Raw genomic sequence first — 24,263 nt, 5'->3', positions numbered from 1 at the left:
GGGACTATTGTACATTCCTAAAGAAGTAGAAATTATTGAGGTAGGACCCCGTGATGGATTGCAAAACGAATCCCTTCCAATCTCAACAGAAGATAAAAAAGAGCTGATTGCGAATCTTGCAAAAGCTGGTTTTTCTAGAATAGAAACAGCATCTTTTGTCCATCCCAAATGGGTTCCTCAAATGGCGGATTCTGAAGAAATTGCGAACTATTGTAATGAGCTCGGGCTTACCTATATTGCTTTGACGCCAAATCTTAAAGCACTAGATAGGGCACTTGCAGTAAAAGTACCTCAAATAGCCGTTTTTATCGGTGCAAGCTCACAATTCAATAAAAAGAATGTGAACAAGACTACTTCTGAATCATTGGATGAATGTGTACCAATGTTTGAAAGAGCTAAAAAAGCAGGCACTTTTATACGGGCCTATATTTCAATGGCATTTAAGTGTCCATTCCAAGGAGATGTTTCCTTTGAAGAAGTCAAATATGTTTGCGATCGCTTCGTAGAGCTTGGGGCAGACGAAATTGATGTTGGCGATACAAATGGGCAGGCAGATCCAAAACTCGTTTATGAACGATTTTCAAGATTAAGAGACTTATATCCTGATACAACTTTTGTTGGTCATTTCCATGATACAAATAAAATGGCTTTAGCAAATGTACTTGCTTCAATGCAAGCAGGAATTACGAAGTTTGATAGTTCAGTTGGTGGCCTTGGAGGTTGCCCTTATTCTCCTGGAGCAACGGGTAATCTTTCTACGGAAGAATTGTTAAACATGGTTACGAGTATGGGGTGCAAAACCAATGTAGATTACGATGAACTAATAAAAATTGTACCTTTTGCAAAGAGTTTATCTAGCAAAATTTTAACGTGATATAGATAAGGGGAGATTTGAATGAGAAATGCTCTAATTATAGATTCTGTACGAACTGCAGTAGGTCGTATGGGAGGAACATTAAAAGACATAGAGGTTGACTATTTAGCAGCAAAAGTATTAGACGAAATTGTTGTTCGTACAGGAATTGATAAGAGTGCAGTAGACGAAGTAATTATGGGTCAAGCAAAACAGAGCACAGATTCGCCAAACTTAGCACGTTTAGCGTTGTTACGAGCTGGATTTCCAATTGAAATTACAGGCTATACTGTACACCGTCAATGCGGATCTGGTATTCAAGCTATGAACAATGGTGCACAACAAATTATGTGCGGTTTATCAGATATCATTATTGCAGGCGGAGCTGAAAGTATGAGTACTGCACCATTCTACCTTCGAAATGCTCGTTATGGCTACGGTGCAGGTAGAGGGTTGCTTCTTGATCCGAACACAGAAAGTCAGCCAAGAGCGCAACCTATGGAAACCTACGGAGATCTAACAATGGGAATGACGGCAGAAAATTTGGCTGAGAAATATAATATTTCACGAACTGAGCAAGATGAATTTGCATTACGAAGCCAAGAAAATGCTAAGAGAGCTATTTCATCTGGGTTGTTTGAAGACCAAATTGTACCATTTGAAGTGAAAACGAAAAAAAGTACATTTGATTTTAAAGTTGATGAACATCCTAGAGAAACTAGTATGGAAGCATTATCTAAGTTAAAACCAGTCTTTAAAGAAAATGGGACAGTTACTGCTGGAAATACAAGCGGACGCAATGATGGAGCAGGAGTAGTATTGCTTATGTCGGAAGAAGCAGCAGAGCGTTACGATAAAAAACCAAAAGCGAGAATTATTGCTCAAGCAGTTGCAGGGGTTTCACCGGAAATCATGGGGATTGGACCTGCTCCAGCAACACGCAAAGCATTAAAGCAAGCAGACCTAACGCTTAACGATATCGGACTTATTGAGTTAAATGAAGCTTTCGCAGCACAATCTCTTGCTGTTATAAAGGAACTGGAGCTTGATATAAACCGCGTGAATGTCAATGGAGGAGCCATTGCTTTAGGTCATCCAATCGGAGGAACAGGTGGAGTGTTAATGACGAAGCTGATCCATGAAATGGAAAGACGTGGAGAAAAGTATGGATTAGTAACATTCTGTATTGGTGGAGGGTTAGGGATTACAACAGTTGTTGAAAACCTACAAGTTTAATTTTTAAATTCTGAATAGTTTGTATTTTTTGGTAACATATAACCGATTTGTAGTGCTTTGATAGGGCGATTCAAACATAAAAGGTGGTGAAGTCTAGTGAGTAGGAAGGATGACATGATTTATAATTCCCGCATAACAAGTGCTGAGAAAGCGATTTCTACTATTCAATCATTTCAAAAAGTATTTCTTGCACCATTTTGCAATGAACCCCAAACCCTTGTAGAAGAATTGGTTAAACAAAAGGATCGTTTGAGGAGTGTTTCTCTATATAACGCAATAATCGGAAGTCCATGTGTATATGCTGCAGCGGATTGTCATGAAAGTTTTAAAATAAAAACAATTCTCGGTTCAAGTTCTTTAAAAAGTGCCTATCAACATAATGCATGTGACTATTTGCCGCTAAATCTTTCTGAAATACCACGATTTGTAGAGCAAGAAGAAATTGATGTAGCACTTATTCAAGTTTCACCTCCAAATCATGAAGGTTATTGTAATTTAGGGTTATCGGTCGATACCGTCCCAACTCTAATCAATAAAGCAAAAATCGTTATTGCACAAGTAAATGATGAACTCCCATTAACAAACGGGGAAACACATGTACATGTTTCAGAAATTGATCACTTTGTCGTGTCTAATCGCCCATTACTTACGATTCCTAGTAGATCTCTAACAGAGATTGATAATAGAATTGGAAGTTACGTTTCAGAACTCATACCTGATTATGCCACGATTCAAGTAGGGGTTGGCAAAATTGCAGATAGCATATTAATGTCACTCAAATCGAAAAAAGGATTAGGAATACATTCAGGTTCCATCACAGACTCCATGGTAGAGCTTATCAATCTCGGTGTAATTACCAATGAGAGAAAAGAAATTAACCAACACAAGACGGTCTGTACTACGCTGACAGGTACAGAAGAGTTATATAAATACACGAATCAGAACCCGAGTATAGAGTTATATCCTGTAACTTATACTCACAATGCTGCTACTATTGCAAAATTAAGTAATTTTTATGCAATTAACTCTGCATTAGAAGTAGATCTAACAGGCCAAATCAATGCAGAGCAGGTAGGCGCGTATCCAATTGCTGGGGTAGGTGGACAAATGGATTTCATCCATGGTGCCAGACTTTCAAAAGGGGGTAAGTCAATCATTGCTCTCCCATCTACTGCAAAAAGAGGAACTGAATCTAAAATTAAAGCGAAGATTCCATTTGTAACTTCAGTAAAGTCTGAAATTGATTATGTGGTAACAGAGTATGGCATTGCATCACTTTTTGGAAAGACAGTAAAAGAACGTGCAAAAGAACTAATTGCGATTGCTCATCCCAAATTCCATGAAGAACTTTCTGCAGAATTCAATAATGCATTAAAAGTCTAACGTATAAAGTAAATTTCGTAACTTACTTTTTGAAAACGATAACAATAGGAGTTGAAGTAAAATGCAATCTCTAGAAGGAATAAAAGTGCTCGATCTATCAAGAACTTTAGCAGGACCGTATTGCACGATGCTACTTGGAGACCAAGGAGCTGACGTCATAAAAGTTGAGCAGCCAGGAAAAGGAGATGAATCAAGACGTTTTACCCCTCCTACGTGGAACGGAGAAAGCTGCTATTTTGTCACATCAAACCGTAACAAAAGGAGTATTACGGTTGATTTCAAGAGTCAAGAAGGAAAAGAAATTATTTATAAATTAGCCAAAGATGCTGACATATTAGTTGAAAACTATCGAACAGGTACACTGGATAGGCTTGGATTGGGTTATGAAACGTTAAAGGAAATTAATCCGCGTTTAGTCTACTGTTCTATTTCTGGTTTTGGAAGAACAGGACCTGAAAAATATAGAGCGGGATATGACCTTCTTTTACAGGGGTTTGGCGGCTTAATGAGTATCACAGGGGAATCTGATCGAGGACCTTCAAAAGCTGGGATGTCTATTGTTGATTTAACAACTGGTTTGTTTGCTGTATATGGGATTCTCAGCTCACTATTCTATGCTCAAAAAACAGGCATAGGTCAATATGTTGATGTAAGTTTGCTTGATGGTCAAATTTCCTTATTAAATCATATGGCAACAGGTTATATGGCAACAGGAGTTCCAGCAGGAAGAATGGGATCCGCTCATCCTTCTATTGTGCCTTACCAAGCGTTTAAGGCAAAAGATATGGATATCATTCTCGCTGTTGCGAATGACGGTTTATGGAAAAAGTGCTGTGAGGCCCTCGGATGGATGGATTTACTAGAAGATGAGCGGTTTATAAAAAATATAGATCGTGTGGCTCATCGTGAATTACTAGTAAATATTATTTCAGAGAGATTTCTAAATTTGGAGAGTCATGAAATCTTTGAAAAGATGGACAATGCAGGAGTACCATGCGGGCCAATTCATACAATCGATCAAGTACTTAATCATCCTCAAGTTCTTGCAAGGGAAATGATGATTGACATGAAACATCCCAAAATTCCTAACCTAAAGGTTCCTGGATTTCCAGTAAAACTTTCAGAAACCCCATCAGCAGTTAAATACTCTCCTCCGTCATTAGGTGAACATACTAACGAAGTTTTGTCTGAGCTTGGTTATAGCAACGACCAAATTGAAAACCTCAAAAACAAAAGCGTTTTAATCTAAAATAATATACAAAAAAAGGAGGCAAAATAATGGATATTGCCAAAACGAACAACAAAACTTGGATTTTGGTATTCATTGCTAGTTTTTTGGGCTTAGTAGTAGATGGAATGGATATACAGTTGCTATCACTATCGATGCCTTCATTAATGGAAACATTCCATATTGGCAAGGCACAAGCTGGAGCGATTGGTACATGGTCCTTGGTGGGAATGGCCGTTGGCGGAATTATTGGTGGATGGTTATCCGACCGATTTGGACGTGTAAGAATGGCCACATATATGTTGGTGCTATTTTGTGTAGGTACTGCCGCACTTGGTTTTGTTCAATCTTACGAACAGTTTATCCTTGTACGCTTTATATCTGCTATTGGGATTGGAGCAGAATATTCAATTATTACAATGCTCATGGCAGAATATGTTCCTACAAAAAGTAGAACAACAATATTGGGAACGTTACAAGCAGCCTATTCTGTCGGCTATTTAGTAGCTGCATTGCTGGCAGGGGCCATTTTACCGACATATGGATGGAGACCACTTTTCATGATGACCATTATTCCGGTATTTTTAGCAATCTTTTTAAGAATGAAAGTACCTGAACCACAATCATGGGTTGAAGAAAAGAAAAGGGCTAAGACAGAGCCGAAACAAATTAAGAAAAATGAGTGGTTATCTATTTTCAAAGAGGCGAAGATCCGAAAAATTTTCATTTTCTGGGTTTTGACAACTACATTTTTACAGTTTGGTTACTATGGTGTAGGGACATGGCTTCCGTCATATCTAGTAGAAGATTTAGGGTTTAATTTTAAAGCAATGACGGGTTACCTTGTAGGAAGCTATGCGGCCATGATCTTAGGGAAAGTCCTTGCAGGGTATCTAGCTGATAAATTTGGCAGACGCAACATCTATATTATTGCGGGTATAGTGACAGCTATATTCTTGCCGATTATTTATTTGTACAACACACCAAGTAATATTATAGCTTTACTGACTGTTCTAGGATTCGTATATGGGGCACAGTATGGGGTTAACTCAACCTATATGAGTGAAAGTTTCCCAACAATAATCCGCGGTACTGCAGTAGGCGGTGCTTATAATATAGGAAGATTTGGAGCTGCCATCGCTCCTGTAATTATAGGCATAATTGCAGAAGCTAAATCAATTGGATTCGGCTTAGCAACATTGGGTATTGCTTATGCTTTATCAGGTATTATTCCTGCACTGTTTATACGGGAGAAAATGTACGATCCTTATGAAAATAAAGAATTGGAATCGGATCAAGAAACTGAATTGGTTTCATAAATACCTTGGATAAGAAAAATCCTTGAGCGGAGGTAGAAAATTATGTCTACACCATCCATTTTGGAAAGTAAAAAGGCAAAAAGACCCTTTTTTGGCGAAGAGCACTATATGTTTCGTGATTCACTTCGAAAATTCTTAGAAAAAGAAGCGATTCCACATTTTGATCTATGGGAAGAAGAATGCTTAGTCCCTCGTTCATTTTGGAGGAAAATGGGGGAGAAAGGTTTTATCTGCCCTTGGGTAAGCGAAGAATTTGGGGGAATGAACACAGATTTCGGTTTTGCGGCTATTTTAAGCGAAGAGTTAGCAAGAGTAGGTGCAGGATTAACGGGGATAGGCACTCATAGTAATATCATTGTCCCTTATATAGATTCTTTTGGAACAGAGGAGCAAAAAAAGAAGTATTTACCTAAATGTGTTACGGGTGAAACGATTACCGCTGTTGCCATGACAGAGCCAGGAGCCGGTTCGGATTTAGCGAATATTCAAACAACCGCTATAAAAGATGGAGATCATTATATTATTAATGGTCAAAAAACCTTTATCACAAATGGTATTCACTCCGATCTGATTGTTGTTGCATGTAAAACAGATCCAAATGCTAGTCCAGCTCATAGAGGGATTAGTTTAATTCTTGTTGAGAGTAATACACCAGGATTTTCAAAGGGAAGAAAGTTAAAGAAAGTGGGAATGCATAGTCAGGACACAGCAGAACTCATTTTCGAAGAAGTGAGAGTCCCTGTTCAAAATCTTCTGGGAAATGAAGGAAAAGGTTTCTATTATTTAATGCAAAAACTTCAGCAAGAACGATTAGTTGCCTCTCTTAATGCATTAGTCGCTGCTGAAGATATGCTCCAATTAACGATAAATTATGTTAAAGAACGTGAGGCATTTGGTAAACCAATTGGTAAATTTCAAAATACGCAATTTAAAATTGCTGAAATGGCTACCGAAGTTCAAATTGGCAGAACCTTTGTTGATGATCTAATTGAAAAACATATGGATGGCCAAGATATTGTAACCGAAGTGTCAATGGCTAAGTGGTGGATTACGGATATGGCCAAACGTACATCACTTGAATGTGTACAGCTACACGGAGGATACGGATATATGGAAGAATATAAAATTGCACGACGCTATAGGGATATACCGGTAACCTCCATTTTTGCAGGCTCAAACGAAGTGATGAAAGTGATTATTGCTAAACAATTAGGATTGTAAAATATAAAACTAAAAGGTGGGATTCTGATGGGGAATTTAGATAATAAGGTTGCTATTGTTACAGGTTCTGGTCGTGGGATTGGTAGAGAGATTGCACTATTACTGGCTAGAGAAGGAGCAAAAGTGGTTGTTAATGACTTAGGAGGAAGCTTGGATGGTCAAGGTAATGATACAAAGGTAGCAGATGAAGTTGTGCAAGAAATCAAAGAATTTGGTGGAGAAGCAGTTGCAAATTATGATTCAGTTGCTGAATTTGAAAACGCTAACAATATCGTTCAAACAGCAATAGAATCTTTTGGACAAATCGATATTATTGTCAACAATGCTGGTATTTTAAGAGATCGTATGTTGTTTAAAATGAGTGAGGAAGAATGGGATGCTGTCATTTCGGTACATCTAAAAGGATCTTTTAATGTAACTAGAGCAGCTGCTCCTTATTTTAAAGAACAAAAAAGTGGCCGTTTTATTAACTTTACATCAACATCAGGACTAATTGGTAATATTGGTCAAGCAAACTATGCTGCGGCAAAACTAGGAATTGCAGGTCTTACCAAATCCACCGCTTTAGACATGGAACGTTACAATGTAACTGCTAATGCCATTGCCCCATTTGCTTGGAGTAGATTAATCGGTTCCATTCCAACTGAAACCGATAGTGAAAAAGCGCGAGTAGATAAATTAAAACAAATGTCACCAGCACATATAGCACCACTTGTTGCTTTCTTAAGTTCGGAACAAGCAAGTGATGTAAGTGGCCAAATTTTTGGAGTGAGAGGAAAAGAAATTATACTATTCTCTCAACCAAGACCAGTTCGCTCAGTTTACAACTCTGATGGATGGTCCATTGAAAAGATTAATGAAATTAAAGGCTCTTTAAAGTCTGGTTTTACTCCACTTGAAGTTAGTAGTGATGTTTTCCCATATGAGCCTTTAGTATAAAGAATACTTAGAAGATAAAAGCAATCAGTTGATTCTGATTGCTTATAATCCTCCATATTCATGCCTTATGTATAAAAGCTTATTCATTATATTAATAGGAAGGAGGAATACTTTGTGCTAGAAGGAATTCGCATTATAGACTTTTCTCAGTATCTACCTGGTCCTCATGCCTCTTTAAGATTGGTTGACATGGGAGCAGAAGTGATTAAAGTAGAATCTCCACAAGGGGACCCATCACGTCCTGCCACTGATGAAAAGGGAGAAGGACTTGTTTTCTTAACGCAGAATCGTAATAAAAAAAGCATTGTCTTAAATTTAAAAGATCCGAATGACCAACAAACAGCACTAAATCTTATTTATAACGCAGATGTAGTTCTTGAAGGCTTTCGGCCAGGTGTTATGAACCGATTAGGAATTGGTTATGAAGAAATAATTAAAGTTAAAAAAGATATAATTTATTGTTCTTTAACGGGTTATGGTCAAACAGGGAAAATGAGTTCTATGGGCGGACATGATATTAATTACTTGTCATTAAGTGGTGTTTTATCACAACTGAAAGACAGCAATGGGCGTCCTGTGCAGCCAAGTACAACATTAGCAGATTTTGTTGGAGGTATCGCAGCAAGTGAAGCGATTTTAGGAGCATTAGTTAAAAAGCTAAGAACAGGCGTTGGTTCCTATATTGATTTATCTATAACTGATGCATTACTTTCCCTTATGTCAAATCATAGTGTTATTGAGAGCGTTACTGGAGAAGAAAATGGAGTTTCCAAGTTACACAATAAACATGTTTGCTATTTTCTATATGAAACAAAGGATGGTCGGTACGTCAGTCTAGGAGCATTAGAATTCAAGTTCTGGCAAAATTTCTGCACTGCTCTAAACAAAGAGAATTGGTTGAATGAGCAATTCTCATTAGTCGCTCTAGAGAATCCTATTTTTGAAGAAATGAAGCAGATGTTCGCTAGTAAAACACTAGCTGAATGGACTAAGTTTTCGGAGGAAGTAGACTGCTGTATCGCACCAGTCCTTGAAACGAGTGAATTACATTCCTTACAACTTTTTAGAGATCGTGGATTAATCGTTGAGAAAGAAGGAATTCGTCACATATCAACGAAATATTCACCTGTAATAACTATTTCAAATCAAACAACTGCACCTAGACTAGGACAGCATTTTGAAGAAATTAGAAATGAATATGAAATCAAAAAATAAATTAATGAGGGGGTATTGAAACTGATTAATTTTACTAGTTTATCCCGACAGTCGATTTATGAAATATTAGAAAAGACCGCTAAGGAATACCCAAATCATATAGCAGTAATTGATGGCTCGCTTCAACTGACTTATTCGCAATTGAAGGAATCTGTCATTGCTTTTGCCTCTGTTTTAGTTCAAAAAGGATTTCAAAAGGGTGATCGTATTGGTTTAATGTTACCAAATGGAATTCATTATGTTATTTCTTATTATGCAGCACAACGTTTAGGTGGAACTGTTGTCCAAGTGAATCCAGTCTATCAAAGGTATGAACTGGAATATATAGTGGAGGATGCAACGCCTAGATGGTTTGTTTGTGAACCTCATCAAGAAGAGAAATTAACGAAAATCGAAATGTTTGAAAAAATTAATATCATTTATACAAAGGATGAAAATGATATTGACCAGCTCCAATTGAAAAAAATTGTTGAGCTACTCCCACCTTTGAACATAGATCCAAAAGAAGATATAGCAGTTATTCAGTATACAGGCGGTACAACAGGAAGATCAAAAGGTGTAATGCTTACTCATTTCAATATTCTAGCTAACATCCATCAAACCGGTCAGGTATTTGAAGAAGTTATAAAAAAAGGGTCTGAAAGGATATTAGGCGTAGCACCGCTAACTCATGCTATGGCTATGACGAACATGAATTATACTATTTTAAATGCAGCTACATATATAATTCTTGAAAAGTTTAATGCCTCAAAAGTACTTGAGTTAGTGCGTGAATATAGACCGACTTATTTCTTAGGTTCACCAACTATGTACATTGCATTATTAAATCATCCTGATGTAGAAAATTACGATTTATCTTGCTTTAAAATATGCCTCTCAGGATCCGCTCCTCTACCAGTTGAAGTAATCAAAAAGTTAGAAGAAAAAACTGGAGCAATTGTTTTTGAAGGATATGGGTTGTCAGAGGCCACAACTTCTACCCATCGAACGCCATTAGGGGAAAAAAGAATAATAGGTAGTGTTGGTAAACCAATTCCATATACAGAAGCGAAGATAGTCGATATTGAACACGGCATGGATGAATTGCCTTTTGGAGAAAAAGGAGAACTGATTATAAAAGGGCCTCAGGTGATGAAAGGCTATTGGAAGAAGCCACAAGAAACTGACGAAGTAATTCGAGATGGATGGCTTTTCACCGGTGATATTGCAAGGCGTGATGAAGATGGATTCTATTATATTGTAGGTAGAAAAAAAGATATGGTGATTGCTGGAGGGTTAAATATTTACCCAGCTGAAGTTGAGGATGTGCTTTATCAGCATCCTGCAATAGCTGAAACTTGTGCGTTTGGGGTTCCGGATCCTTATCTTGGTGAAAAACTTTTAGCCATTGTTGTTTTAAAATCGGGGGAAAAACTTACTGAACAACAATTGCTTTCTTGGTGTGAAGGAAGAATAGCAAGATATAAAGTCCCAAGAGGCGTTGTTTTTCAAGATGAACTTCCAAAGACGATTGTTGGGAAAATACTGAGAAGAAAGCTTGTAGAAGAATATATGAATAGTCAAAATGTATAATCATTCGAAGAAAATTATAAAACACTAAAGGAGCGATTACCATGGATTTTAACTTATCTCAAGAATTAATAGAAATGAAGAAAGCAATAAGAGATTTTATAGATAATACGGTCGATCCTGTTGCTGACCTAATTGAAAGAGAAGACAGAGTTCCTAATGACATTATGCAAATGAGTAAGGATATAGGATTATTTGGTCTAAGTATTCCTGAAAACTACGGTGGCTTAGGAATTGATATGGTAGGGAAATGCGCAATTTATGAGGAAATCGGACGAACATCTAATGGCTTTACGACCGTTATAGGAGCACATACGGGAATTGGTTCAGTTGGAATTGTCGAAATGGGAAATGAAGAGCAAAAAAGAAAATATTTGCCAAAAATGGCATCAGGAGAATTTATTGGTGCTTTTGCTTTAACAGAACCTAGTGCAGGATCAAACGCTGTTGCACTGAAGACAAAAGCAGTTCGAAAAGGCGATAAATATATTCTTAATGGCTCCAAACATTATATAACAAATGGTCCTATTGCAGATGTATTTACTGTAATGGCAGTCACAGACCCAAGTAAAGGGGCTAAAGGCATAACATCATTTATAGTAGAAAAAGATTTTAAAGGATTAATCGTAGGGAAAACCGAAGAAAAAATGGGTCTCCGTGGTTCGCATTCCTCTGAAATCTTCTTTGAAGATTGTGAAGTTCCAGTTGAGAATGTCCTTGGAGTAGAAGGCCTTGGTTATGTAAATGCGTTAAAAATCCTGGCAAATGGTCGCGCAGGTCTAGCAGCTCGAAACCTTGGTTCATGTCAAAAATTATTAGAATTATCTGTTAAGTATGCTCATGAGCGAGAACAGTTTGGAAAGCCAATTTTTGAACAGCAAATCATTCAACATTATCTAGCAGAAATCGCTTTAGATGTTGAAACATTGCGTTCGGTAACGTACAGAGTGGCTTGGATGGTAGATCAAGGGATGAACGTAATCAAAGAAGCTGCAATGGCAAAATTACTTGGATCAGAAATATATAATCGCGTAGCCGACAAAGCTGTTCAAATTCATGGGGGAATCGGTTATATAAAAGAGTTTCCAATTGAAAGATATTATCGAGATGCTAGAATTACCAAAATTTATGAAGGAACATCAGAAATTCAAAAAAATATTATTGCTGCACAGCTTCATAAAGACTATATAAAAAAGGTACCAACTGTAAATGTTTAGTACTAAATAAAAGATCATTTAATAGGGGGAACAGGAGTGAAGGGAATTATTTCTTACGGGGCGTATATTCCTTATAATCGCCTGCAACGAAAAACAATTGGTGAGTTTTATGGAACATCGCCTTCTCTTGGGGAGAAGGCAATTGCTGGCTATGATGAAGATAGCGTATCTATGGGAGTAGAAGCAGCTCTAGATTGTTTAGTAAATGTAAATCCAAACGCTGTGGATGTAGTGTACTTTGCTACAGCCACAGCACCCTACAAAGAAAAAAGTTCAGTACCTACAATTTCAACAGCACTCAACTTACGGGAAGATATACGTGGAATAGAACTGGGGGCTTCTCTAAGGAGTGGCACATCTTCCTTTATGGCTGCCAAAGATAATGAGAAAACGTTGGTCATTACAGCAGATTGTCGGATAGGGGCACCAAATGGGCAGAACGAGCTTTGGTTTGGGGACGGAGCAGCTTCCTTGTTAATCGGTAGCGGTGATGATGTTATTGCGAACTTAGTAGATGCAGGTAGTATTCAAGAGGAAATAATTAGTCAATGGCGCAACCAAAAGGATGATTTTACTCGAAACTGGGAAGAACGTCTTGGTTCTAGTATCTTTTTAAAACAAGTAAAAGAAGCGATTCCAGCATTTTTAGAAAAAAATGATCTAACAAATGACTCTATTTCAAAAGTAATTATTGCTGGTCAAGGAAATCGTGCGCATACACAAGCAGCAAAAACACTTGGCTTTCAAAAAGAACAAATTCAAGACCCTCTTTTAGATTCTGTAGGAGCAACAGGAAATGCGCATGCACCAATGATGCTCGTTTCAGCCTTGGAACATGCTAAGCCTGGTGATCGATTGCTCGTGATGTCATTTTCTGAAGGCTTAGATTTTCTATTATTTGAAGTTACAGATGCAATTACTAGGTTTGAAGAAAGAAAAGGTATTCAAAACTCTTTAGCCGTTAAGAATAATCAAGTTTTATATAGTGACTATCTTAAATGGAGAGAAATCATTAAAACGGAGCCACCACGAAGACCTGAAACAGACCGTCCTTCAGCTCCTGCATTATTTAGAGGCTCTCATCAAAACCTCTCATTTACAGGTTCAAAATGCCGAAAATGTGGAACCGCACAATTTCCAAAACAACGTGTATGTGTAGAATGCCAAGCCAAAGATGAGATGGATGACTACCGCTTTGTAGGACAGTCCGCTAAAGTGATGACCTATACACACGATCATTTGGCAGCATCCATCTCTTCGCCGATTATTGCTGCAATTGTTGACTTTGATGACGGCGGACGAATCCTTTGTGAAGTAACTGATTGTGGAAAGTCGGAAATCGAAATTGGTATGAGCGTAGAAATGACATTTAGACGTCTTTTCGAAGCAGGAGGCATCCATAATTATTTCTGGAAAGCACGTCCAATCAGGGAAAAGGGGATTGAATAATATGGTCAGAAAGGGAATAAACGATAAAGTAGCGGTAATAGGCATGGGCTGTACACAATTTGCAGAGCATTGGGATAAAAGTGTTGATGATTTATTAATAGAAGCAGCTTATGAAGCATTTAATGATGCAGGCATTGAGCCATCAGACGTTGAAGCAGCATGGTTGGGGACGATGATATCAGGTTATGCGGGTTTTACTCTTTCTGGTCCATTAAAAACGCAATATATACCTGTTACGAGAGTTGAAAACATGTGTGCGACAGGATCTGAAGCATTTCGTAATGCTTGTTATGCAGTTGCTTCTGGTGCATATGACATTGTCTTGGCGATTGGTGTGGAAAAATTAAAGGATTCTGGCTATAGCGGATTAAATACTCCAAAGCCGCCAAGTGATGGAACAGCACCAAATATATCGTCACCTGCTTCTTTTTCATTTCTAGCACCAGCATATTTCAAAAAATACGGTTTAACGAATGAGGAAGGAAGAGAAGTATTATCTCGAATAGCCTATAAGAATCATTACAATGGCTCATTAAATCCAAAGGCCCAATATCGAAGCGTAGTGCCAATGGAGAAAATTTCAAATTCATCATTAGTATCAGCTCCACTTCGGGTAATGGATTGTTCAGGGGTTGCAGATGGTGCAGCCGCAGCTATTATCGTACGTACGGAAGATGCCCATAAATATCGGAAGGATCCAATGTATGTAAAAGCTCTTTCAATTGCAGCAGGACCTGGAGATGGACGGTTAAGACAAGATTTCGATTTTACATCGATTAAAGAAAACCTTTACGCTTCACAAGCGGCATATCGTGAAGCGGGTATTAAAGATCCACGAAAAGAAATCAGTATGGCCGAAGTACATGACTGTTTTACTCCAACAGAATTGGTCATATATGAAGATTTAGGATTTAGTGAGCGGGGACAGGGCTGGAAGGACGTATTAAACGGTGTATTTGAACTTAAAGGAGAACTCCCAGTTAATCCAGATGGTGGGTTAAAGTCTTTTGGTCATCCAATTGGCGCCAGTGGTCTTCGAATGTTGTATGAAATGTACTTACAATTCCAGGGCAAGGCCGGAAAAAGGCAATTGGATAATCCAAAGATTGGCTTAACGCATAATCTTGGTGGGACCCCGATGCAATGTGTCTCGTTCGTATCCATTGTAGGGAAAGAATTATCTTAATATTCAATAAATTAAATAGAGGTGAGTTTATTGTCTACAACTTTAGAAGAAAAAATTGGTATGCAATTAGAAACATATACGTTCAAAGTTGAATCAGGAAAGATTAGGGAACTTGCATTAGCAATTGGGGATTTAAAAGAAGAATATTTAAATGGGGAAAAGCTGTTACCAACCTTTGCAACAGTGATTGATTTCTGGGGTGGTGGAAAATCTACATCTGAATTATTAGGACTCAATGTAAAAAAAGTATTGCACGGTGAGCAAGAATATGAATACGTTGGTCAAATCAAACCAGGTGATGTCATTACTGTCAAAGGAATAGTTGAAAATGTATATACAAAGGCTTCAATGAATTTTGTGATACTTAAAAAAGAGTTTTTTAGAGAAAATGGGGAACTCGTATTGATCGCACGTTCTACTATAATCGAAAGACATTAGGAGGAAAGAGATGAATAACACTTACCTTTTAGAGCCTATTGTAAAAGAAGAAATTACACATACACAGCTAGTTAAATATGCTGGAGCATCTGGAGACTTTAATCCGATTCATACGGTTGTGCCTTTTGCAGAGGAAGCAGGTCTTGGCGGGGTTATCGCACATGGGATGATGATTATGGGATTTATCGGTCAGGCAATCGGCGAGTGGTTTTCTACTGACGATTTAGAAAAGTTTTCCGTTCGTTTTAAAGCGATGACTAGACCAGGAGAACGGATCACTGTTAGAGGAAAAGTGGTAGAAGAAAAAGATGATCGCCTAATATGTGTTGCTGAAGCTGTAAATGAAGATGGCGAAGTAAAAGTAAAAGGAAGCTTTGAAATTAAAAAGTAAAAAGGTCAACATTAAGAAATTTTTGGAGGTGACATTATTTGAAAGGAAAAACAGTGATCGTCACAGGCGGAGGAAGTGGCATCGGAAAAGCAATGGCAAAAAAGTTTGCTCTAGAAGGAGCGAATGTAGTTATTACAGGAAGAACCGCTGACCGTTTAAAAAGTGCAAAGGATGAAATCGAAACCTTCGATGGGCAAGTTTTAGATTTTCAAATGGACGTAAGAATTCCTGAAAATGTAGAAGACATGGTTGCTATAACAAAGAAAACTTTCGGTAAAATAGATGCACTTGTCAATAATGCAGCAGGAAACTTTATCTGCGCAGCAGAAGAACTGTCGCTCAATGGTTGGAAAGCTGTTATTGACATTGATTTAAATGGTACATGGTATTGCACGCAGGCAGTTGCAAAAGATTGGATTGCAAACAATCAAAAAGGGAGCATTCTTAATATTGTCGCAACGATGGCATGGGGTGCAGCACCAGGTAATGTACACGCTGCTAGTGCAAAAGCAGGAATTCTAGCAATGACACGTACCCTTGCTGTTGAGTGGGGAAGCAAATATGGAATACGAGCTAATTGTATTGCCCCAGGCCCAATCGAAAATACAGAAGGTGTTGCTCGATTAATAGAAACTGATTCTGGTGAAAACTATCAAAGAGCGATCAATCATGTTCCTCTAAAACGTTTTGGAAAGGCAGAAGAGATAGCAAATCTAGCACACTTTTTATTGTCATCATCATCAGAGTATATTAATGGAGAATGTATCACAATGGATGGTGGGAAATGGTTGAATAACAATGTCTTTAAAGAAGTTTAAGAGATTAATTTGATTAAGATAAAGGGAGCTTTGTGTCTAGCTTCCTTTTTTAATATCAAATTAATTAGTAAATGTAAAAAAATGGCTCAGAAATTTATCCTTTTTGAAATCACTAGGAAGTTGTCTTAATGATTTCAAAAAGGTTTTTATGTAAAAAACTAGTATAAGAGTCTATAAATTTAATTTTGGAGCCGTATAAATGCAGTAGTAGTAGAATCTTTTTACGAAGTAGGAACGATTTTATTGAAAATTTTTAATATTATTTGACGAGAAAAATTTAGTATATAAAATAAGATATAAGAGGTGGAATAATGGAAGGTCAAAAGACAAAAGAAAAGCGTAAGTATTCAGTACCCGCTGTAGAAAATGCTTTTACCATATTGAAATTGTTAAGTCGAAAAAGTTTTCGAGAAAGTACTGTAACAGAAATCGCAAATGCTTTGTCGTTAAGTCCTGCAACTTGCTATAGGATTTTACAAAGTCTCGAAGAATTATCAATTGTTCGTTATTTAGAGGAAAAAAAACGTTATACTTTAGGGCCATATCTCGTTGTTTTAGGGGAAAGAGCAAAAGAACATTTAGATTATTTATCAATTATTATGCCTTATCTTGAAAAGTTAACAAAGGAAACCGGTATGACTTCGATGCTTGTAAATAAAATAAGCGATGAACAAGTAGCCATTACTGCAAAAGTTGAAGCAAGTAATTTCGGAGTTAGTGTTTCAATAGGTAGACATTTTTCGATTACTGATGGCTCATATGGAATGTGTTTTCTAGCTTATATGGATCAAATAGATAGAAAGTATCACTTAAAACATTATAAAGGAAAATCGTTTACTCAAGAAGAAATTGATTTACTTGAAATAAAACTCGAAAAAGTAAGAAATGATGGTTATTATATTAGCTATTATGAAGGGAATTTAAAAGGAATATGTGGAATAGCAGTGCCAATCTTTACTACTAATAATAAAGTTGACATGTCCATTTCAGTAGTTGGTTTGACAGCTCAATATGATGATCAAGAATTAAATAATAAAGGAAAGTTAATGAAAGAAACGGCGGAAGAAATATCTAGTAAAATTAGGATTTAACTGTGTACAATAATAACTGGATTACAGATTGAATTTCATATTGAAAAAACTTTTAAAAGGACGACTTTCAATACAAATTTTGTACGTGAAGTCGTCTTTTACATTGTGCATGTATATGTATAAAAAGGGAACTCCATATTGTATAGAGTTCCCTTGCAACTATTATTCTTTAATAATAGTTGCTCATGAATGATGCGCCAACGATGATTAATAGGATGAATAGGACAACAATTAAAGCGAAGTTGTTCTTGTTGCCATAATTTCCTTGACCGCTACCATATTCCATGATGTCCCCTCCCTTTTTTTTGGCTTACTATAAAATATTCAAAGTACTTTCATGAGATTAGTTGTTTTGCTTAGTTTTGTAATATTTATTTAAATTTATAAAAGGCAAAAGTGAAATGCCATACAGGATAGGCTATTATCTTTATGTTTTTTTGACATTTGAGCAAACAGAAAGCACTAAAGAGGATTAGATTCTACCCATAGATAGAACAATATTCCTTATAATACAACAATTTTCGAGTATTCTTCTTGAAGGTTATTGCTTTTCCATGATGGGCGAGACAGGACAATGATAGGGAGTAATGATAAAATATACATATGATCATTATGAAATTAGTTAAACTAATAAAATTTCATAATAAATAAAAAAGAAATTTGTTTGAAAATGGGGGAATTTTTTGAGTACGATTAAAAAGCCTAAGTCTAATTTACTAAAAAAAGTGTGGCGTGCATTATTAATAATATGTGGTGCTTTTATAGCAGCATATGGACTAGAAGCTGTCTTAATACCTAATAATGTATCAGATGGTGGTGTCACAGGTCTAAGTATCGTTGGTTCAGAGCTATTTGGGTTACCATTAGGATTACTAATCGGGATTATTAATATACCGTTTATATTTTTGGGGTATAAACAAATTGGTAAGAGTTTTGCTATCTATTCAATTATTGGGATTGTATCATTAGCAATTGGTACTAGCCTTATGCATCACGTCCATACAATTATTCATGGTGATACACTATTAGTAACGGTTGTTGGTGGTATTATCATTGGTTTTGGGATGGGGTTAGCATTGCGTAATGGTGGAGCCTTAGATGGTATTGATATGTTGGCTGTATTACTATCTCGAAAATTACCTTTTGGGACGAGTGACCTCATTCTTTTCTTGAATTTGTTTGTTTTTATAGTTGTCTCTTCAGTATTCGGATTACAAGGTGCTATTCTATCAGGAATCGCTTACTTTATCGCTTCTAAAGTTATTCATATCGTAGAAGAAGGTTTAAGTGGGTCGAAAACCTTTAAAATTATCACAAAAGAACCAGTACTGATGGTTGAAACGATTCGAGATCGATTAGGCCGTGGAGCAACTTATAAAGATGCTTACGGCGGTTATACAAATGAACAATTTAAAGAAATTACATGTGTAATTAACCGTTTAGAAGAAAGTAAAATTAAAGAAATCATTCATGAAATTGACCCTAATGCTTTCGTTACCGTATATGATGTAGCAGAGGTAAAGGGTGGTAACTTTAAAAAGCAAGATATTCATTAAAAATTAATAATTGAAACGTTACTAAATTTAAGCACTTAACGGAGGTGGTTTTTTTATCTTCTGAAGGTGCTTTTATTTATTGTATTCTAAATTTAGGAGTTTTGATTAGAATGGAGTAAAGTGTTTTGAGAAAGGGTAAAGAGGTCATAATAAAGTAAATTATTACTCTATTATGACCTCTTTTAATAATTAGAATGAAATATAACGTAAAGGATTTACTAAACCAACTTTTTGGCCTTGCCAAGGAGTATTATGCATTTCAAAATGCAAATGACTGCCAGTTGAACGTCCTGTAGATCCCATATAGCCAATTAGTTGACCTTTTTTAACAGATTGTCCAACACTCGTATTATAGCCACTTAAATGAGCATAGACTGTTGTCCATGTTTGACCTCCAATTGAATGGGTAATCATAATTACATTCCCATATGTAGATAATGGGCTAGCACGGAATACAACACCATCTGCAGCAGCAACGATTGGTGTACCTTGTGCATTTGCAATGTCAGTTCCGTAATGGACTTCAGCACCTGCACCAATATCACGGACACCGGAGTTAGAAGTTATTGTACCGGTTGTAGGTCTTGTCCAAGTACCACTAGAAACATTTGGCGTATTAGTTGATTGGTTTGGTTTTGAAACGGAAGTTGTTTTAGCGGTATTTGCATGACTTTGTTTTACCTCAGTTTTTTGACGGGCTGCTTCGGCTTGACGCGCTTCTTCAGCTTTTTGACGAGCAACTTCTGCTAAACGCGCTTGTTCTTTTTCAATACTTGCTTGAACTTTGTTGCTAATTGAAAGTGCTTCTGAATATTCTTTTTCGGCCAATTTTTTATCGGATACAAGCTTTGCTTGTTCTGCTTCTAAGTTATCAATCAATTTATTTTTGCTTTTCTTTTGAGTATCAAGTGAATTTCGCAAAGCCTCTAATTGATTACGGTTTTCTTGTTGTTTAAGTAGTTTTTGTTTCAGTTCATTTTGTTGTTCTTCAAGTTTCTTTTTATCATTCATTTGTGCAGTTATAATATCTCGGTCAGCATCTATTAATGTATTAACAGCAGATATTCTGTCTATAAAATCAACAAAACTATTTGCACCTAACAATACATCGACGTAACTAATAGAGCCGCCACTTTCTTGAATAGAACGAGCTCTATCTTTTAATAAAGCATCACGTTCTTCTATGTTCTTTTCTAATTTTGCAATTGATTTGTTTAATTCCTCTATTTCACTAGTAGTAGATTCAATCTCTGCTAGAATTTTATTAATTTTTTGATCCGTACTATTGATTTTCGAATCTAATTTCTTAATTTGGTTCATAAATCCATTAATTTTTGTTTGGTTATGATTAATGGATGAAGATTTTTGTTTAATAGTAGAAGATAAATCAGATTTTTTTTGATTTACTTCTTGTTGTTGTGTTTTTAAATCATCCAAAGATTGTGCCCCGGCACTAACTGATGGAATGGCTACAGTTAACGCTAATGTTGCTGCAATTATTTTGCTTAAATTTGATTGTGTTTTCAATTAGTAACCCACCTCGTAAATTATTAAACTTTTAAGCGTACACATATAAAACTTTAGAGATACTCAAATAATTAGTATTAATATAACCAATCTATCTTGTCTCTCCGATTTTGAATGCAATGTACTATGTAGATTTGCGAATAAGATACCTTCCAGTCTAAAAAGGTTGAAGTAGTAAATAATTATAATTTCGTTTTACTTCACACCAAGGACTAAAATTCCACCTGAAATTGCTCTTTCTTCGCTATGTATAATTTTATTTAAAGATTCATTTATCTAAATTACTTACTTTCCACAGTGGTTTTCAAAGATGAAATCTTCTTTTTTCACAAAATTCATTATATCTTTTATATCTATTGTCTATCATTACAGTTTTGTTTCATATCTTGTTGAATTTTATCGAAAATGTATTATTTGTATTATTTGGTTTTTAGGTTGTGGAATAATCCAATCTACTTATGGTCTTGTATTCGTCAATTACCAAGGTTCAAGCATGTGGATTCTATTCGATGGTAATGGGTAATGAATAATTTCAGACATGTTACTTACAGGAAGATTATTGTAACTTTTGATGATGAGAATTCTGTATATAATCCGTGCAATTCCATTTTTAGGGAAAATAAAAAAGCACATAAGTCATATTACCTTACATGCCCAAATCTATTATTTGGTGAAAATATTACGAAATTAATCTTGCAATTAAAAAGGCAATACCTGCAGCTATGCCACCAACCAATGTTGTTTGGAAAGCACTTTTAAATGGTTTCGACCCTGTGAACTTACCTTTAATAAATCCAAAAATAAACAATGCGATGAGTGTCATAATTACAGAAAGAAGTAAGGCGGAGTTAGCATTTGAAACGATCATATAAGGGGATAAAGGAATAAGACCTCCAATTATATAGGAAAAACCAATCGTAGCAGAGCTAGTTAATGCACGCTTTGGTTCTGGCTTCTCGAGTCCAAGTTCGTACTTCATCATGAAATCTGCCCATTTTTCTGGATCTTTGGTCATTGCATCAACTGCTTCTTTGATTGCGGAGTCTGGAATATTCCATTCACGCATTATCTCAGCTACTTCTTCTCGTTCTCGATCAGGCAATTCCACAATCTCTCTTCTTTCCCGATCAAGTTCTGATGCATAATGCTCCTCATCTGTACGTGCAGCAAGATAGCCACCAAGTCCCATTGCAATTGATCCTGCAGCAATTTCCGCAACACCTGCTACTACAACTAAACTTGCATTTGAAATGCTACCAGATAGACCTGCAGCGAGTGCAAACGGAACTGTCAATCCATCAGACATACCTATTACAATATCACGTATTAGATCAGATGCCATAAAATGCTGTTCAACATGTTTTGTATTATCCTTTTGTATCTCTGGCATAAAAATCTCCTTTTAACAGATTAATGGATCATATAAAGTATAATCAATCCTCATTAAATGATATTTGATTTTTTCTATTGAATAGCACCTTTTATAAATTAATACTTATGATAGCATACGAAAAAAATAATGGATAACTATCTGTCTTTCTTTGTCGAAGGCTTTTTCCTACTTTGCATGAGGTATGTTTATAAAAAACTAGGTGATGGATTTTCAGATGGAATTCTCTATGAACTATTTTGAGCCTGCTTGGAAACGTTGGTAAATTGCTCAAGCAAAATGAAGACGTTCGTAAATAGGTGGATTAGTTTTAGAAATGCTTATAATGTGTAAGAAAATCAATAGCGATTTTCCAAAAATTAGTTGTTATAATAAACAGGGGAGGGGAGAAATTGAATTTTTTCAAGTTCATTCTATTGGTTGTATTAACAACATTTTTGATGGGGTCATCTTTTTCAGTTGTGAAATTTGGTTTACCCTATGCATCCCCATTATTATTAGCAGCATTGCGCTTCTTGCTTGCTGGAATCATCATGGGGTTACTGGTCTTCTTTTTTAAAAGGCCACACCCAAAGACTAAAGAAAACTGGATTAAAATGTTTGTAATTGGTGCTTTTCAAACAGCAGGAGTAATGGGATGTATTTTTTTGAGTTTACGTACCATTACAGCTAGCGAATCGTCTATACTGACATTTACAAATCCATTACTTGTCGTAGTATTCGGAAGTATTTACTTTAAAACACGTTATAAATTCTATCAATGGTTGGGTGTTATTTTAGGAATAGTGGGCGTTAGCATTACATTGGGGGCGAAAATTGAACTAAAGAGTGGCGTCGTATATGGCATTCTTTCAGCTATATTCTGGGCAATTGCCACATTACTTACGAAAAAGTGGGGAGAGGAGTTTGATACCTGGGTTCTATCAGCCTATCAAATGTTTTTTGGCGGTATCATTCTTTTACTCTGTAGTTTTGTACTTGAAAAACCGTTTTTTATTGCAAACAGTCATTCCTACCTTATTTTAATATGGTTAAGCATTATGTCTTCGATTGTTCAATTTGCTGTTTGGTACTATCTGTTGCAAAAAGGGGATCCAGGAAAAACAAGTGCTTTTTTATTTTTGGCACCTTTCTTTGGTGTATTAAGTGGGTGGTTACTTTTAGGAGAAAAATTATACCCATCTCTTATCGTCGGAGGATTGTTCATTATAGTAGGTATTTATCTAGTGAATGGGAATTTTCAATCGAATAAATTAGGAGGAACATAAATGGAAATCTACAAAGCTACCATAGAAGATTTAGAAGGAGTTTCAAAGTTATTTAATTTGTATCGTATTTTTTATCAGCAAACATCAGATTTGGAAGGTGCTAAAACGTATATAAAACATCGTTTAGAAAATAATGATTCTGTTATATTCGTTGTGAAAGATCAAAATGAATATGCAGGTTTTACTCAACTCTATCCTACGTTTTCATCTATATCTATGAAAAAAGCATGGGTACTAAATGATATGTACATAGATCCTGGATTTAGAAAAAGAGGGTTAGGAGAAATGCTCTTAAATAAAGCTAAAAATTATGCTATTGAAACAGGTGCTAAAAGTATTATTTTGGAAACAGCACCAGATAATCATGATGCTCAAAGGTTATATGAGAAAAATGGATATGAACGGGATTCGCAATTTTATCATTATGAATTAAGTTTGGTTTAGTTACCAGTGTACAGTTCTTTGGTGCATTCAGTCATGAAAACACCGTTATTAAAAAAGATAAAATCAATTAATTTAAACAAAAAAGCATTAATCCAAGGAGGATTAATGCTCTTTTCTTTTGATTAAAATAAATTTTACTTTTTTCTTTTGATTAAACTTACTCTTTTATTCCGGGATGTTAGGTAACTCCAACTAACTCCCCCATGAGAAGCGAAGGTCTAACCCTTGAACTGTGACAGTGTTAATCATCGTTGTACTAGCTTCGATAAGTCGTGCTACTTTAATGGCATGTTCTTCTTCGCCACATACTGATCTTGTTAAACCAAAGATGCTTTAGTTTTGTAATTCAATAACTTATTCATCATCAAATGAAAGAATAGGTACAGTTGTCTGAAGTGTTCTTCCACTACATCGCAATCAAAAGAACTAGATTGCGAAAGTTGCTTATATATCGTTTATTTTCTTAAACTGGTACCATTTTTGCTCTATTTCTGGTACTTTTCATTATATAGTAAATTATCATAA

General features: G+C 36.1%; 22 protein-coding genes and 1 pseudogene. 19 read left to right on the top strand and 4 right to left on the bottom strand.

Features of this window, described 5'->3' with window-relative positions:
* The first annotated feature begins 7 nt into the window (after positions 1 to 7).
* From ACWV26_RS12290 to ACWV26_RS12215, 16 genes are all read left to right on the top strand, one after another.
* The gene (locus ACWV26_RS12290; RefSeq protein WP_455895026.1) at positions 8 to 874 is read left to right on the top strand and encodes a hydroxymethylglutaryl-CoA lyase; all 867 of its coding nucleotides are present in this window, start codon (positions 8 to 10) and stop codon (positions 872 to 874) included.
* Between the two features lie 21 nt (positions 875 to 895).
* The gene (locus ACWV26_RS12285) at positions 896 to 2,089 is read left to right on the top strand and encodes a thiolase family protein (protein WP_455895025.1); all 1,194 of its coding nucleotides are present in this window, start codon (positions 896 to 898) and stop codon (positions 2,087 to 2,089) included.
* A gap of 96 nt (positions 2,090 to 2,185) precedes the next feature.
* On the top strand, positions 2,186 to 3,472 hold the full coding sequence (locus tag ACWV26_RS12280; protein ID WP_455895024.1) for an acetyl-CoA hydrolase/transferase family protein: 1,287 nt from the start codon (positions 2,186 to 2,188) through the stop codon (positions 3,470 to 3,472).
* 61 nt (positions 3,473 to 3,533) lie between these two features.
* Positions 3,534 to 4,721 carry a CaiB/BaiF CoA transferase family protein gene (locus ACWV26_RS12275; protein WP_455895023.1) on the top strand — a complete coding sequence of 396 codons (1,188 nt, stop codon included), beginning with the start codon at positions 3,534 to 3,536 and terminating at the stop codon, positions 4,719 to 4,721.
* Between the two features lie 29 nt (positions 4,722 to 4,750).
* A complete protein-coding gene (locus ACWV26_RS12270) occupies positions 4,751 to 6,019 on the top strand; it encodes an MFS transporter (protein WP_455895022.1) in 1,269 nt (422 codons plus the stop codon).
* A 42-nt stretch (positions 6,020 to 6,061) separates the two neighbouring features.
* Positions 6,062 to 7,240, top strand: a complete 1,179-nt coding sequence (locus ACWV26_RS12265) for an acyl-CoA dehydrogenase family protein (RefSeq protein ID WP_455895021.1) — start codon at positions 6,062 to 6,064, stop codon at positions 7,238 to 7,240.
* A 27-nt stretch (positions 7,241 to 7,267) separates the two neighbouring features.
* On the top strand, positions 7,268 to 8,179 hold the full coding sequence (locus ACWV26_RS12260; protein ID WP_455895020.1) for an SDR family NAD(P)-dependent oxidoreductase: 912 nt from the start codon (positions 7,268 to 7,270) through the stop codon (positions 8,177 to 8,179).
* Between the two features lie 114 nt (positions 8,180 to 8,293).
* Entirely contained in the window at positions 8,294 to 9,394 is a 1,101-nt protein-coding gene (locus ACWV26_RS12255; RefSeq protein ID WP_455895019.1) for a CaiB/BaiF CoA transferase family protein, read from the top strand.
* Between the two features lie 15 nt (positions 9,395 to 9,409).
* A complete protein-coding gene (locus tag ACWV26_RS12250; protein ID WP_455895018.1) occupies positions 9,410 to 10,966 on the top strand; it encodes a long-chain-fatty-acid--CoA ligase in 1,557 nt (518 codons plus the stop codon).
* 41 nt (positions 10,967 to 11,007) lie between these two features.
* Positions 11,008 to 12,180, top strand: coding sequence for an acyl-CoA dehydrogenase family protein (locus ACWV26_RS12245; RefSeq protein WP_455895017.1), 1,173 nt, complete (start codon positions 11,008 to 11,010; stop codon positions 12,178 to 12,180).
* Between the two features lie 36 nt (positions 12,181 to 12,216).
* Positions 12,217 to 13,629 (top strand): OB-fold domain-containing protein, encoded by a 1,413-nt coding sequence (locus ACWV26_RS12240; RefSeq protein WP_455895016.1) that lies wholly within the window; start codon positions 12,217 to 12,219, stop codon positions 13,627 to 13,629.
* 1 nt (position 13,630) lies between these two features.
* On the top strand, positions 13,631 to 14,815 hold the full coding sequence (locus ACWV26_RS12235) for an acetyl-CoA acetyltransferase (RefSeq protein WP_455895015.1): 1,185 nt from the start codon (positions 13,631 to 13,633) through the stop codon (positions 14,813 to 14,815).
* 30 nt (positions 14,816 to 14,845) lie between these two features.
* Entirely contained in the window at positions 14,846 to 15,253 is a 408-nt protein-coding gene (locus ACWV26_RS12230) for an FAS1-like dehydratase domain-containing protein (protein WP_455895014.1), read from the top strand.
* Between the two features lie 10 nt (positions 15,254 to 15,263).
* Complete coding sequence (locus ACWV26_RS12225; RefSeq protein ID WP_455895013.1) at positions 15,264 to 15,644, top strand: MaoC/PaaZ C-terminal domain-containing protein; 381 nt, start codon at positions 15,264 to 15,266, stop codon at positions 15,642 to 15,644.
* 38 nt (positions 15,645 to 15,682) lie between these two features.
* Positions 15,683 to 16,462: a 2,4-dienoyl-CoA reductase gene (gene fadH / locus ACWV26_RS12220; protein ID WP_455895012.1), complete on the top strand. Its 780-nt coding sequence runs from the start codon at positions 15,683 to 15,685 to the stop codon at positions 16,460 to 16,462.
* A gap of 311 nt (positions 16,463 to 16,773) precedes the next feature.
* Entirely contained in the window at positions 16,774 to 17,553 is a 780-nt protein-coding gene (locus ACWV26_RS12215; RefSeq protein WP_455895011.1) for an IclR family transcriptional regulator, read from the top strand.
* 169 nt (positions 17,554 to 17,722) lie between these two features.
* Here ACWV26_RS12215 and ACWV26_RS12210 read toward each other — a convergent pair whose 3' ends face one another.
* Positions 17,723 to 17,839 carry a YjcZ family sporulation protein gene (locus ACWV26_RS12210; protein WP_455895010.1) on the bottom strand — a complete coding sequence of 39 codons (117 nt, stop codon included), beginning with the start codon at positions 17,837 to 17,839 and terminating at the stop codon, positions 17,723 to 17,725.
* A gap of 397 nt (positions 17,840 to 18,236) precedes the next feature.
* Here ACWV26_RS12210 and ACWV26_RS12205 point away from each other — a divergent pair, with 397 nt between their 5' ends.
* The gene (locus tag ACWV26_RS12205) at positions 18,237 to 19,109 is read left to right on the top strand and encodes a YitT family protein (RefSeq protein ID WP_455895009.1); all 873 of its coding nucleotides are present in this window, start codon (positions 18,237 to 18,239) and stop codon (positions 19,107 to 19,109) included.
* Positions 19,110 to 19,298: 189 nt separating this feature from the next.
* Here ACWV26_RS12205 and ACWV26_RS12200 read toward each other — a convergent pair whose 3' ends face one another.
* Entirely contained in the window at positions 19,299 to 20,636 is a 1,338-nt protein-coding gene (locus ACWV26_RS12200; RefSeq protein ID WP_455895008.1) for a murein hydrolase activator EnvC family protein, read from the bottom strand.
* A gap of 679 nt (positions 20,637 to 21,315) precedes the next feature.
* Complete coding sequence (locus tag ACWV26_RS12195; RefSeq protein ID WP_455895007.1) at positions 21,316 to 22,026, bottom strand: VIT1/CCC1 transporter family protein; 711 nt, start codon at positions 22,024 to 22,026, stop codon at positions 21,316 to 21,318.
* Positions 22,027 to 22,418: 392 nt separating this feature from the next.
* Between ACWV26_RS12195 and ACWV26_RS12190 the strand changes: the two genes are divergently transcribed.
* Together ACWV26_RS12190 and ACWV26_RS12185 are read left to right on the top strand one after the other, a co-directional pair.
* Positions 22,419 to 23,294: a DMT family transporter gene (locus tag ACWV26_RS12190; protein WP_455895006.1), complete on the top strand. Its 876-nt coding sequence runs from the start codon at positions 22,419 to 22,421 to the stop codon at positions 23,292 to 23,294.
* On the top strand, positions 23,295 to 23,738 hold the full coding sequence (locus ACWV26_RS12185; protein WP_455895005.1) for an N-acetyltransferase family protein: 444 nt from the start codon (positions 23,295 to 23,297) through the stop codon (positions 23,736 to 23,738).
* Between the two features lie 198 nt (positions 23,739 to 23,936).
* Here ACWV26_RS12185 and ACWV26_RS12180 read toward each other — a convergent pair.
* Positions 23,937 to 24,125: pseudogene (locus ACWV26_RS12180) on the bottom strand (aldehyde dehydrogenase family protein); the annotation flags it as partial.
* Between the last annotated feature and the right edge of the window lie 138 nt (positions 24,126 to 24,263).

Source organism: Rummeliibacillus sp. JY-2-4R (assembly GCF_053847205.1).
The sequence above is the reverse complement of the archived record's forward strand: the minus strand, read 5'-3'. Positions and strand labels throughout refer to the sequence as shown.